Genomic DNA, 12,523 nt, shown 5'->3' with positions numbered 1-12,523 from the left:
CCGTTCGTCGTACCGTTCGTCGACGGGTTCGACCGTCTGCCGACGAGCCGTGTCCGTGGCCTGTCCCGGCGGGTCGCCCTGCGCTGGCATACGGCCATGACGGCCGCCACGACCATGACCAGCAGGACGACCGCCGAGCACGAGCTGGCCGAATTGCAGCGGGAGCACGGCGCACCGCTCTTCGCCCTGATGCTGAGGCTCTCCGACGGAGACCGCCAGCGTGCCGAGGATCTGGTGCAGGAGACGTTCGTACGCGCCTGGCAGCATCCCGAGGCGCTGCGCGCCGACGACTTCGAGTCAGTACGCCCCTGGCTGCTGACGGTGGGCCGGCGGCTGGCCATAGACGCGCGGCGGGCCCGTCAGGCGCGCCCCGCCGAGGTCGGCGACGCCGTACTGGAGAGCGCACGGGTCGCGGCCGATCACGCGGAACGCTCGGTGGCGACCCTCGATGTGCGAGAGGCTGTGAAGACACTCACTCCGGAGCACCGTGAAGTCCTGGTGCAGGTGTATTTCCGGGGGGCGAGTGTGGCGGAGGCCGCCGAGGCCCTGGGTATTCCGCCCGGTACCGTGAAATCTCGCGCGTACTACGCGCTGCGCGCCCTGCGCCGGGTTCTTCCGGGATACGCGGCCGACCTGCGGTGAAACCGGAGGCTAGGTCAAGCCTCCGTAAAGCGCCTTGCCGAGGACCATGGTTGAGCAATCAGCTGTCTTCATCCGTGTTCCGGACTGGGGCCCGGGGTCGGGCGACGCGCACGCACCGGAGGAAGGCAGGAAGGGATGCTGCACAGAGGTCAAGAGAGCACGGACGGCGCGGGCGGTGGTGAACTCACCGTCCCCATGGCGTGGTTGTACGCCGAGTACATCGCCGACGAACTGCTGCGGACGGGCGACCTGATGCCGCCGACGTCCTTCGAGTTCCGCGCCGGGCGCGACGCCCTGGCGCTCACCATCTTCCTGTCGGACACGAGCGGTGAGCTCTCCGGCATCCGGGTCGTCTCACAGCTGGAGACGTGGCTGTCGCTGACGGCGTACGACCAGCCGTGGCAGGACTGGGTGCGCGAGCGCATGGCCGGACTCGCCGCCGAGGCGATCGACGCGGGCGGTCCGGCGCCGGACCTGGACCTGGCGACGGCGGCCTGGCGCTGGCTGGAGGAGACCGAGCTGCTCGCGCCGGACCTGGACGCGGTGCCGGGCGGCGGTCCGGTCATCGGGGAGGACGACGGTCCCAAGGTCTGGACACCCGCCTGGCAGCTGGGGCTGCCGCTGGGGCACCTGGCGATCCATCTTTTCTGAGCGATTTTCCGACAGACTTCCGTCCCTAACTACCCTGACCAGTTTTTTCTGAACCTCGACCAATCCGCGGGCCCGTCCGCTCCGAATCTCTTGGTTCGTTTCCTGCGGGACTTGAGTGATTCGGCGGTCTCCTGCGTACCGGTGGGCAAGCAACTACTCCCCGCACACACACCCCATCGGCACCGAGGATTTGGTATGAGGTCGCTGGAACGCCACCGCGACGTCGGCGCATATGCGCTCGGCGTGCTGGACGAGGCGGATGCCTTCCGCTTCGAGGACCACCTCACGGAGTGTCCCCAGTGTGCGGTTCAGATACATGAACTGGCAGCCACCACACGGTCGTTGCGGGCATACGCCCAAGCGACGCCACGTGCGGTGCATCCCATGACGCAGGCCGGGCCGGCCCTGCTGGACCGGCTCCTGGACGATGTCGCCGCGACACGCCGCAGCGGACGCAGGCGCTGGCTGTACGCGGTCGCCGCGGCCGTGGCTTTCGCCGTGGGCGGCCCCGCGGTCGCGGTCTTCACCGGGGACGAGTCCTCCGGCGGCGAGACTGTCGCGGCGACCGACCCGTCGTCGGGCGTATGGGCCGAGGTCACCACCCTGAACCGCGCCTGGGGCAGCGAAGTGGACCTGAAGGTCAAGAACGCTCCGAGTCTCCTGCGCTGTCAGCTCGTGGCCATCGGCCGCGACGAATCGGAGCAGGTCGTACTCAGCTGGACCGTGCCCGAGAAGACCGGCGATGCCGTCGAGAGCAAGCCGTCCGATCCCATGCAGGGCGCGGCGGCGATGCATCCCGAGGAGGTCGTCCGGTACGAGGTGCGCAACCCGGACGGGAAGGCCCTGGTGACACTCAAGGCCCCCTGAGGCGGAGGTGTCCGACGGGCCCGTAAGCGGGTCCCGACGGCCCCTGCACGGGCGCCTGACGGCCGGTCACGGCCCACCGTGGGTCACTTCAGGAACTTCGACATCCTGCGGTCCGCTAGGGGCTTGCCGCCCGTCTGGCAGGTCGGGCAGTACTGGAGGGACGAGTCGCTGAAGGAGACCTCGCGGATGGTGTCGCCACAGACCGGGCAGGGCTGTCCGGTGCGGCCGTGGACCCGCAGGCCGCTCTTCTTCTCGGCCTTCAGCCGGCCCGCGGCGATTCCGTGGGAGCGCTCGACGGCTTCGGCGAGCGTCGTCCGCAGGGCCTCGTACAGCCGCCCCGTCTCCTCCGGCGTGAGGGACGAGGCGAGCTTGAAGGGCGACATCTTCGCGGCGTGCAGGATCTCGTCGCTGTAGGCGTTCCCCACTCCCGCGATCAGGCTCTGGTCGCGCAGGGCGCCCTTCAGTTGCCGCCGCTCTCCGTGCAGGAGCTTCGCGAAACGGGCCTCGTCGAAATCGTCGGCCAGTGGGTCCGGGCCTAGCCGGGCGACACCCGGGACCTCACCCGGATCCCGTACGACGTACACGGCCAGCCGCTTCTGGGTGCCCGCCTCGGTGAGGTCGAAGCCCTCGCCGGTCTCCAGGGCGACGCGCATCGCCAGCGGGCCCTTGCCGGGCCTCGGGGGCCCGTCCGGGAGCCGGTCCTTCCAGTGCAGCCACCCCGCCCGTGCCAGATGCGTCACGAAGCGCGGCCCGCCGTCCGTCTCCAGGTCCAGAAACTTCCCGTGCCGGTGCACGGCGACGACCTCCCGCCCTTCGAGGGCGCTCAACGGCGGCTCGTACGTCTTCAGCACACTGATCGCGACGGGCAGCACCCGCACGATCTCGTGACCGACCAGATGATCGACCAAGAAGTCCTTCAAGGCTTCGACCTCGGGAAGCTCCGGCATAGATCCCAGGGTGCCACCACCGCCCCGTCAGGGGCGCGGGGAACCGAGCGACAAGCCCCCGCGCCCCGCACGCCACACCGCACCCGCTAGCCCCCGGACCCACTCACTCCCGGTCAGGCACAAGGAACTCGCACCACACGCACTTGCCACCGCCCCGCGCCTCCACGCCCCACACGTCCGCGAGCCGGTCCACCAGCAGCAGCCCCCGCCCGGAGACCCCGGACTCCCCGGCCTCCCGCCGCCGCGGCAACGCGCTCGACGCGTCCTCGACCTCCACACGGAGTCGCCGGTCGAGCCCGGTGAGGACACGCAACGTCACGATGGCGGAGCCCTCCGTGTGCATCAGGGCGTTGGTGATCAGCTCGTCCGCGATCAGCTCGATCTCGTCGGCCTTCTCACGCGCGCCCCAGGCCCGTACGGCCGCACGGATCATGTGCCGCGCCTCGGCGAGCGCCTCCGGGTCGCCGGGTCCGACGTGCTGCTGGAGCCGGCCTCCGGGGCGCTGCGCGTCGAGGCCGAGGCGTCGCATCAGGAGCAGCGCCACGTCGTCCTCGCCGCCGCGTTCCTCGGCGACGTCGATGAGCCGGTCCGCGAGGTCGCGTACGTCGTCGGGGCCCGTGGAGATGAGCGCGCGCAGGGTCTGCATGCCGTCGTCGAGGTCGATCCCGGGCTGTTCGACGAGGCCGTCGGTGCACAGCAGCAGGGTCTGGCCGGGGTCGAGTTCGAGGGTGTTGACCGGGTATTCGAGGCGCCCGAACAGGGCGGAGAGGCCGAGTGGCAGGCCTCCTTCGACGGGCAGTCTGCGGCAGCTGCCGTCGGTGTCACGGACGAGCGGGTCGATGTGGCCCGCCCGGACGACCTGCATCACACCGGTGGACAGGTCGACCTCCGCGTACAGGCAGGTCGCAAAGCGCTCGGTGTCGAGTTCGTGCAGGAAGACGGAGGCACGGGCCATGACGGTGGCGGGGGTGTGGCCCTCGGCCGCGTAGGCGCGCAGGACGATGCGCAGCTGGCCCATGACGGCGGCGGCGTGCGTGTCGTGGCCCTGGACGTCGCCGATGACGGCCCCGACACGACCGCCGGGCAGCGGGATCACGTCGTACCAGTCGCCGCCGATGTCCCGGCCGAGGGAGCCGGAGCGGTAGCGGACCGCGATGTCGGCGCCGGGGACGCTGGGGATGGAGCGCGGCAGCATGGCCTGCTGGAGGCCCTGGGCGAGATCCTTCTCCTGCTCGTAGAACATGGCCCGCTGGAGGCTCTGCGCGATGCTGCTGCCCAGCGCGACCAGGACGTTGCGGTCCTCCGACGAGAAGCCCTGCCGGTCGTTGTAGAGCAGTCCGATGGCGCCGATGGGCCTGGCCTGGGCGATGAGCGGCAGATAGGCGGCCGAGGTGATCTCCAGATCGGTGATGTGCGGCCAGAGCAGCGGGTACGACTCGGCGAACTCCTCCGGCGACTCGATGAAGCGCGGGGCGAGCGTGCGCACGACCTCGCTCATCGGGTACTGCTCGTCGATACGGGTGACCAGCGTGCCCGGTACGAAGCTGCCCGCGGGGCCCTCGGCGACGAGCCGGATGCGGCCGGCCTCGACCAGGCCCATGACGAGGCTCTTGGCGCCCAGATGGGTGACCCCGTGGGTGTCCTTGAGGACGTCGATGACGTCCTGGACGGTGTGGGCGTGCGCGAGGGCCGCGGTGGTGATCTGCACGACGTTCGTCTGCTGGCGGCGGGCCTCGTCCTGGGCGGCCTGCTCGCGGCGGGCCTCGGCCTCGCCCAGTTCCTCCGTGGCGTCGCGGACGATGCCGATGATGCGGCGCGGACGGCCCGTCTCGTCACGGCGGATGTAGCCCTGGGTGTGGGTCCAGCGCAGGGTGCCGTCACGGCGGCGGACCCGGAAGTACGCCCCGTAGTTCTCGCTGCCGTCCTTGATGGCCTGGGAGACGTGGGCGTCCAGGCGGCGGCCCTCGGTCGGTGGCACCCGGGGGCTCAGCGATTCGGGGCGGCCGTCGAACTCGTCGGGGCGCACGTCGAAGATCTCGTGGGCCAGGGCGTCCATCTGAAAGGTTCCGGCGTCCAGGTCCCAGTCGAAGCTGCCCATGCGGTTGAGCGCCAGGATCGGGTCCGGGTGGGCGGGCCAGTCGTCCGGGAGTGACAGGGCGCTCGCTCCCCGATCAACCATGGGCCCACCTTGCCAGGATTTGGGCGATTCTTCGACCCGTGGGACGCCCCCGGGGACCGCTCGGACGACGGATGCACGGCAGGTTGCGCACGGCCCGGCCTAGTCGGGGACGTCCACGTCGGGCGGCGTGCCCGTGTCCGTGCCGTCCGGGGGTGACACCAGGCCGTCGGAGGGGTCCGGGGTGGCCGTCTCGGTGATCGTGGGGCAGTCCGAGGGGTCCGGGGACGTGGTGTCCGTGGAGTCGTCCGTCGGAGTGTCCTCGGCGGTGCCGGGGGTGATGGTCACGGTCGCTGTCACGCAGGCGCTCGCGGAGTCCTCGGCGCTCTCCGAGGAGCTCTCCGAGCTCTCCGAGGAGCTTTCCGACGACGACCCGTCGGGCGACGGCCGGTCGGACGACGACTCGTCCGGCGACGGCGAGGATCCGTCCGGGCGGGGGCTGTGCGGGTCGACGACGGGTGCGGGCACGATGCGGTCCTCGTCGCCGTGGTGGTCGCCGATCCGCCGCTCGATCCAGGTGTTGTTCTGGATGTTGATGATCGTGATGTTGACGATCACCTTCGGAGCCGGAGTGACCACGACGACCTTGGTCGGCTCGTAGCCGGACCACGGGCGGCCGTTGTGCCCGGGGGTTCCCTGGAGGGCGACCGGCGGCTTGAGGGGGTTCCCGCACGCGCAGCGGACACGCGGTACGCCCCGGTTGTCGACGAGGACGGCGGTGCCCGTCTGGAGCACGGCCTGGTATTCGGTCGCGCGCCCGTCCCGGAAGCCGTGGTTCGTGACCCTGGTGTCGGCGCGCAGCACGACTGAGGTCAGCCGGCGCAGATAATCGGGGATGCCTGCCTGGGCGATGCCCGCGGCCTGTGCGAAGGCGCGCGCCTTGACCTGGTCGGCGGTGAGGAAGCGGATCTGCCGGTCGACGTCACAGCTGCCGACGCGCCGGGTGCCGCCGTAGAGGCCCGGGGTGCCGCCGGAGACGGACCGGACGCCCTCCGTCGTGGCCGTGGCGTTTCCGGTGGGCGTGGACTGGGGTGTACGGGTGACGGGCGGCGGGGTCGCGGTCGTGGTGGCCGTGGAGTCGGTGAAGGGGTCCGGGCCCTGGTCCGCGACCGGCTGGAGGAAGACCTCTCCGCCGGAGGTGGCGGAGTCGGACGCCTTGTCCCCGTCGCCGCCGCAGCCCCCGGTGAGGAGCGCCGCGGAGAGCACGCAGGCCGTGACGAGGGTTCTGGTGGGTATGCGCACCACGTTCTCCCGTCCGTCCCGGTCCAGCCCGGGCAATATGTCCCCCATTGTCTGCGTCGGTCCCGGGAACCCCGCAAGCCGGAGAGAGTCACACAGCGTCACAATGGAAGGGAAGGGAGCGGCCTCCGTGGAGTGGTTCACAGCCCCCGAGTACTGGATGAGCCAGCTGGTCCTCCAGAAGGCTCTGGCCGTGATCTATCTCGTCGCGTTCCTGGGCGCGGCGCTGCAGTTCCGAGCGCTGATCGGCGAGCGCGGGATGCTGCCGGTGTCCCGGTTCGTGGCGCGGGTGCCGTTCCGGCGGTCGCCGAGCGTGTTCCATCTCCGCTGTTCCGACCGCTTCTTCGCGGCCTGGGCGTGGACCGGCTGTGCGGTGTCGGTGGCGCTCGTCGCCGGGCTGGACGGTCTGCTGCCGCTCTGGGGCGGCATGCTGCTCTGGCTGGTGCCCTGGCTCATGTATCTGTCGATCGTGAACGTCGGCCAGACCTGGTACTCGTTCGGCTGGGAGTCCCTGCTCCTGGAGACCGGCTTCCTCGCCATCTTCCTGGGCAACGACGAGGTCGCGCCGCCGGTCGTGGTGCTCTTCCTGCTGCGCTGGATCCTGTTCCGCGTCGAGTTCGGCGCGGGGCTGATCAAGATGCGCGGTGACGCGTGCTGGCGCAAGCTGACCTGCCTCGACCACCACCACGAGACCCAGCCGATGCCGGGCCCGCTGAGCTGGTTCTTCCACCATCTGCCGAAGCCGCTGCACCGGGTCGAGGTGGCCGCCAACCACTTCACCCAACTCGTCGTGCCCGTCCTGCTGTTCACGCCTCAGCCCGTCGCCACGGCCGCCGCAGCCCTGATGATCCTCACCCAGCTGTGGCTGATCCTGTCCGGCAACTTCTCCTGGCTGAACTGGATCACGATCGTGCTGGCACTCTCGGCACTGGAGCTCCCGGGCACGGCCCCGGACGTCCCCGGCGCCCCGCTCTGGTACGAGGTCGTGGTCCTCGCGGTCGCCGCGCTGCTCGTGACACTGAGCTACCGACCGGTCCGCAACATGATCTCCCGCCGCCAGGTCATGAACCGCTCCTTCGACCCCCTCCACCTGGTGAACACCTACGGGGCGTTCGGCAGCGTCAGCCGTATCCGGTACGAGGTGGTGGTCGAGGGCACGGCCGACGCCGTACCCCACGAGGACTCCGACTGGCGGGAGTACGAGTTCAGGGGCAAGCCCGGCGATCCGCGGCGCTGGCCGCGTCAGTTCGCCCCGTACCACCTGCGGCTCGACTGGATGATGTGGTTCGCCGCGCTCTCCCCCGCCTACGCCGAACCGTGGTTCGGCGCGCTGGTGGAGCGGCTGCTGGAGAACGACCGGGACACCCTGCGTCTCCTGCGCAGCTCCCCGTTCCCGCCGGACGCACCGCCCCGGTACGTCCGGGCCCGCCTCTTCCGCTACCGGTACACGACCTGGCAGGAATTGCGGGCGACGGGCGCCTGCTGGGAGCGGACGTACGTACGGGAATTCCTACCGCCGACGCGGCTCGACGTGGTGGTCCAGCAGTCGTAGAAGTAGATCCGCACTGTGCGTCAGATCCCGTAGACGCGGGTAGCGGTCGCCGCGAAGATCTCCTTCTGTTCGTTCTCGCTGAGTTTCCCGGTCAACTGGCCCGCGATGTCCGCCACTTCGGTGTACGAGGCGACGAGCAGGCACACCGGCCAGTCGGAGCCGAACATGAGCCGGCCGGGGCCGAAGGCTTCCAGCACGGTGTCCGAGTAGCGGGTCAGATCGCCCACCTTCCAGCCCTTCGGGTCCGCCTCCGTGACCATTCCGGAGAGCTTGCAGACGGTGTTCGGCAGGGCGGCGAGGGCGTGGATGCCGGTGGCCCAGGGCTCCGGCTCGCCCGCGGCGATCGGGGGTTTGCCCAAGTGGTCCAGGACGAAGGTGAGTTCGGGGTGGAGCTCCGCCGCCCTCGCGCAGGCCGGGAGTTGGCTCGGGAGGACCACCAGGTCGTAGACCAGGCCCGCCTCGGCGACCGCCGCCAGTCCCCGGCGTACGTCCTCGCGCAGGAGCCACTCGGGGTCCGGTTCGCCCTGGACCTGGTGGCGGATGCCCTTGAGGTGGCGGCCACCCGGCAGTTCGCGCAGCCGGGCCAGTTCGTCGGCCACGTCGGGGCGGGTGAGGTCGGTCCAGCCGACGACTCCGCCGATCAGGTCGTGTGCCTCCGCGAGGGCCAGAAACTCCGGGGTCTCCTCCGCCACCGTGACCGTCTGCACGAGGACGGTCCGGGTGACTCCGACGGCACGCGCCTCCGGTTCCAGGTCCTCGACGGTGAAGTTCCTTCTCAGGGGCGCCAGTTCGGGGCCGGTGATCCAGTCCTGGTCCCGAACGGAGAGGTCCCAGACGTGATGGTGGGCGTCGACGACGCCCGTGCGTGCGGCGGTCATGGCAGCTCCCATACGACCGGCAGCTCCGCCCCGGAGCCCTCGGCCGAGTAGTCGTGCACCACGTCGAGGAGCTCCGCCATCCGGGCCTGCCAGGCGACGTTGATGGGCAGTTGCTCCAGTTCGGCGAGGAGTCGGGGGTAGTCCTCGCACTCCAGGAGGTGGAAGAGGTCGGTGCCGCTGCGCCAGATCGTCCAGGAGGTGGCTCCGGCGGCGCGGATCGCGTCCGTGAGCTTCTCGGGGACCTCGCGGTGGGCGGCGTCGTACTCGGTGATGCGGTCGGCGCGGACCTTGGTGTGCAGGGCCACTCTCATGACGGCTCCTTCGGCTCCTTCGGCTCCGACGCGTTCTCGCCGGGTACGGGGGCGTCGGCGGGCAGGAGGTCCGCGTCCCGCACCTCCTGCCAGAAGGCGGCGGGCACGGGCGTCGCGAACTGCTCGGCGCAGTCGCGGACTTCGTGCGGCGACTTGGCTCCCACGAGGACGCCCGCGACGGCCGGATGGGCGGCGCAGAAGGCCAGGGCGGCGGCGCGCAGGGTGGTGCCGTGCCGGTCGGCCATGGCGTTGAGAGCGAGGGCGCGCTCCAGCATCTCGGGCGGTGCGGCCGTGTAGTTGTACGTCGCTCCCGGCCTCGGGTCGGCCAGCAGACCGGAGTTGAAGGCGCCACCGATGACGACCGAGGTCCCGCGCTCCTGCGCGGCCGGCAGCAGGTCGGTCAGCGCGCCCTGGTCGAGGAGGGTGTAGCGCCCGGCGCACAGCACCACGTCGACGTCGGTGTCGAGGATGAAGCGGGTGAGCAGCTCGGCCTGGTTCATGCCCGCGCCGATCGCGCCCACCACGCCCTCCGCGCGGAGTTTCTCCAGCGCCGGATAGCCCTCCCGGAAGGCCTGTTCGGCGTGGTCGTCCGGGTCGTGGAGGTAGACGACGTCGACCCGGTCGAGGCCGAGCCGTTCCAGGCTGGCGTCCAGGCTGCGGCGTACGCCGTCCGCGCTGAAGTCCCAAACACGGCGGTGTGTGGCGGGCACGGCGAAACCGTTGGCGAGGTCGTCGCCGCCCGCGTCGCTGGGCTCCAGACGGCGGCCCACCTTGGTCGAGATGGTGTACGCCGACCGGGGGCGCTCGCTCAGGGCGGCGCCCAGGCGGCGTTCGGAGAGGCCGATGCCGTAGTGGGGCGCGGTGTCGAAGTACCGGACGCCCGCGTCCCAGGCGGCGCCCACGGTCTCGTACGCCTGCTGGTCGGGGACCTCCGTGAAGAGGTTGCCGATGCCGGCGGCGCCGAGGGCGAGGGCGGTGATCTCGACGTTGCTGCGGCCGAGTCGGTTCACCGGCTCGCTCGCTGCCCCGCTCACTGGCCCGCCGGACGCAGTCGCAGCCCCTGCATTCCGCCGTCGACGGCGAGCGCGGTGCCGGTGGTGGCGCCGGACAGCGGGCTCGCCAAGTAGGCGACGGCGCCCGCGACTTCGGACGCGGTGACGAGGCGGCCGGTGGGCTGGCGGGCCTCCAGCGCGGCCCGTTCGGCGGCCGGGTCCGTCGCGGCGTCCAGGAGGCGGCCGACCCAGGGGGTGTCGACCGTGCCGGGGTTCACGCAGTTGACGCGGATGCCCTCGCGGACGTGGTCGGCGGCCATGGCGAGGGTCAGCGACAGGACGGCACCCTTGGACGCGGAGTACAGGGCGCGCATCGGGAGGCCCGCGGTGGCCGCGATGGAGCAGGTGTTCACGATGGCCGCGTGCGAGGACTTCCGCAGGTGCGGCAGGGCCGCGCGGGCGGTGCGGACCATGCCGACGACGTTGACGTCCAGCACGCGGTGCCAGACCTCGTCGTCGTTGTCCTCGACGGTGCCCTGGGCGCCGATGCCCGCGTTGTTGATCAGCACGTCGAGACCGCCCAGGTCGGCGACCGCAGCGGTGACGGCCCGGCGTACGGAGTCGTCGTCGGTGACGTCCGCCTCGTAGCCGAGCAGGGGCTTCTCGACGCTGGTGGGGTCCAGGTCGAGGACGGCGACCTGGGCGCCGCGGGAGGCGAGGAGTTCCGCGGTGGCGCGGCCGATGCCGGAGGCGCCGCCCGTCACCAGGGCCTTGAGGCCCTCGAAGTCGCTCATGCCGCCTGCTCCTTCTGCCGGTCGAGGTCGGCGGCCCAGAAGGTGCCGCCGGGGAACGTGAACTCCGCGATGGACTCCGGCCGCATGGTCGCCGAGAAGCCCGGTGAGGTGGGTGCCATGTAGTGACCCTCTCTGATCACCACAGGGTCGAGGAAGTGGGCGTGCAGATGATCGACGTATTCGATCACGCGGTCCTCGGTCGTTCCGGACAGTGCCACGTAGTCGAACATCGAGAGGTGCTGGACCAGTTCGCACAGGCCGACGCCGCCGGCGTGCGGGCAGACCGGCACGCCGAACTTGGCCGCCAGGAGCAGGATCGCGAGGTTCTCGTTGACTCCGCCGACTCGGGCCGCGTCGATCTGCAGGACGTCGATGGAGCCCGCCTGGAGCAGCTGCTTGAAGATGATCCGGTTCTGTACGTGCTCGCCGGTGGCGACCTTGACCGGGGCGATCGCCTTGCGGATCGCGGCGTGGCCGAGGACGTCGTCGGGACTGGTCGGCTCCTCGATCCAGTACGGGTCGAACTCGGCGAGCGCCTTGGTCCACTCGATGGCCTCGTCGACGTTCCAGCGCTGGTTGGCGTCGATGGCGACACGGATGTCGGGGCCGACGACGGAACGGGCCACCCGGCAGCGGCGTACGTCGTCCGCGAGGTCCGCGCCGACCTTCAGCTTGATCTGGGTGAAGCCGTCGGCGACGGCCTGGCGGGCCAGCCGGGTCAGCTTCTCGTCGGAGTAGCCGAGCCAGCCGGGCGAGGTCGTGTAGCCGGGGAAGCCGCGCTCCTTCAGCAGCGCGACACGTTCCGTCACGCCTTCCCGGCCCTCGTTCAGCAGGCGGAGCGCGTCCTCGGGGGTGAGGACGTCCGCGATGTAGCGGAAGTCCACCTGGGACACGAGCCATTCGGGCGTGGCGTCGGCGAGCAGCTGCCACAGCGGCTTCTCCGCGCGCTTGGCGGCCAGGTCCCAGACGGCGTTGACGACGGCGCCGATCGCCATGTGCATCACGCCCTTCTCGGGCCCGAGCCACCGCAGTTGGCTGTCCCCGATCAGGTCCCGGCTCAACGCGCCGGGATCCGCGCACAGTTCGTCCACCGGCCGGCCCAGGATGTGCGGGCGCAGCGCCTCGATCGCGGCGACCTGGACGTCGTTGCCCCGCCCGATGGTGAAGGTGAACCCGTGCCCCTCCAGGCCACCGGCCGTGTCGTCGCTGTCCGTACGCAGCACGACGTACGCGGCCGAGTAGTCGGGGTCCGGATTCATCGCGTCGGAGCCGTCGAGCTCACGCGAGGTGGGGAAACGAATGTCGTAGGTGTCGACCGCGGTGATGCGGGAGGCGGCGGATGAGGACACAGAAGTGCCTTTCGGTCAGGGACGAGGAGGCGGACTACCGAAGCCCGGTGCACCCAGGGCGCGCCCCTCAAGGGGCGCGGGGAACTGCGCGCTCAGCCACAACGGACCCGCGGTGCACACCACGC

Annotated in this window: 12 protein-coding genes; 4 read left to right on the top strand and 8 right to left on the bottom strand. The window is 70.9% G+C overall.

Features of this window, described 5'->3' with window-relative positions:
* Positions 1-96: 96 nt before the first annotated feature.
* The 3 genes from ACN20J_RS43025 to ACN20J_RS43015 all read left to right on the top strand — a co-directional run bounded on the left by ACN20J_RS43025 (position 97) and on the right by ACN20J_RS43015 (position 2,160).
* On the top strand, positions 97-642 hold the full coding sequence (locus tag ACN20J_RS43025; protein ID WP_055617217.1) for a sigma-70 family RNA polymerase sigma factor: 546 nt from the start codon (positions 97-99) through the stop codon (positions 640-642).
* Positions 643-777: 135 nt separating this feature from the next.
* Complete coding sequence (locus ACN20J_RS43020; protein WP_055617218.1) at positions 778-1,293, top strand: hypothetical protein; 516 nt, start codon at positions 778-780, stop codon at positions 1,291-1,293.
* Positions 1,294-1,488: 195 nt separating this feature from the next.
* A complete protein-coding gene (locus ACN20J_RS43015; protein WP_189839318.1) occupies positions 1,489-2,160 on the top strand; it encodes an anti-sigma factor family protein in 672 nt (223 codons plus the stop codon).
* Between the two features lie 83 nt (positions 2,161-2,243).
* Here ACN20J_RS43015 and ACN20J_RS43010 read toward each other — a convergent pair whose 3' ends face one another.
* The 3 genes from ACN20J_RS43010 to ACN20J_RS43000 all read right to left on the bottom strand — a co-directional run bounded on the left by ACN20J_RS43010 (position 2,244) and on the right by ACN20J_RS43000 (position 6,573).
* Positions 2,244-3,107, bottom strand: a complete 864-nt coding sequence (locus tag ACN20J_RS43010; RefSeq protein WP_361885419.1) for an Fpg/Nei family DNA glycosylase — start codon at positions 3,105-3,107, stop codon at positions 2,244-2,246.
* Positions 3,108-3,210: 103 nt separating this feature from the next.
* Complete coding sequence (locus ACN20J_RS43005) at positions 3,211-5,286, bottom strand: SpoIIE family protein phosphatase (protein WP_190232543.1); 2,076 nt, start codon at positions 5,284-5,286, stop codon at positions 3,211-3,213.
* 99 nt (positions 5,287-5,385) lie between these two features.
* Complete coding sequence (locus tag ACN20J_RS43000; protein ID WP_419668101.1) at positions 5,386-6,573, bottom strand: DUF6777 domain-containing protein; 1,188 nt, start codon at positions 6,571-6,573, stop codon at positions 5,386-5,388.
* A gap of 79 nt (positions 6,574-6,652) precedes the next feature.
* Here ACN20J_RS43000 and ACN20J_RS42995 point away from each other — a divergent pair, with 79 nt between their 5' ends.
* Entirely contained in the window at positions 6,653-8,074 is a 1,422-nt protein-coding gene (locus ACN20J_RS42995) for a lipase maturation factor family protein (RefSeq protein WP_419668100.1), read from the top strand.
* Between the two features lie 20 nt (positions 8,075-8,094).
* On the opposite strand, the gene ACN20J_RS42990 is transcribed toward ACN20J_RS42995, so the two are convergent.
* From ACN20J_RS42990 to ACN20J_RS42970, 5 genes are read right to left on the bottom strand one after another with little or no spacing between them, the layout of a single operon-like run.
* Positions 8,095-8,952: an amidohydrolase family protein gene (locus ACN20J_RS42990; protein ID WP_419668099.1), complete on the bottom strand. Its 858-nt coding sequence runs from the start codon at positions 8,950-8,952 to the stop codon at positions 8,095-8,097.
* Entirely contained in the window at positions 8,949-9,263 is a 315-nt protein-coding gene (locus ACN20J_RS42985) for an L-rhamnose mutarotase (protein WP_189839324.1), read from the bottom strand. The genes ACN20J_RS42990 and ACN20J_RS42985 overlap by 4 nt, the downstream gene beginning before the upstream one ends.
* Complete coding sequence (locus ACN20J_RS42980; protein ID WP_419668098.1) at positions 9,260-10,273, bottom strand: aldo/keto reductase; 1,014 nt, start codon at positions 10,271-10,273, stop codon at positions 9,260-9,262. Before ACN20J_RS42980 ends, ACN20J_RS42985 begins: the two co-directional genes overlap by 4 nt.
* A 20-nt stretch (positions 10,274-10,293) precedes the next feature.
* Positions 10,294-11,049, bottom strand: a complete 756-nt coding sequence (locus ACN20J_RS42975) for an SDR family NAD(P)-dependent oxidoreductase (RefSeq protein ID WP_419668097.1) — start codon at positions 11,047-11,049, stop codon at positions 10,294-10,296.
* On the bottom strand, positions 11,046-12,398 hold the full coding sequence (locus ACN20J_RS42970; RefSeq protein ID WP_361918093.1) for an L-fuconate dehydratase: 1,353 nt from the start codon (positions 12,396-12,398) through the stop codon (positions 11,046-11,048). The genes ACN20J_RS42975 and ACN20J_RS42970 overlap by 4 nt, the downstream gene beginning before the upstream one ends.
* Positions 12,399-12,523: the final 125 nt, after the last annotated feature.

The organism is Streptomyces sp. 2-1 (assembly GCF_048564895.1).
Taxonomy (GTDB): Bacteria; Actinomycetota; Actinomycetes; order Streptomycetales; family Streptomycetaceae; genus Streptomyces; species Streptomyces phaeochromogenes.
Note: the sequence above shows the minus strand (reverse complement) of the source record. Positions and strands in the feature narration are given on the sequence as shown.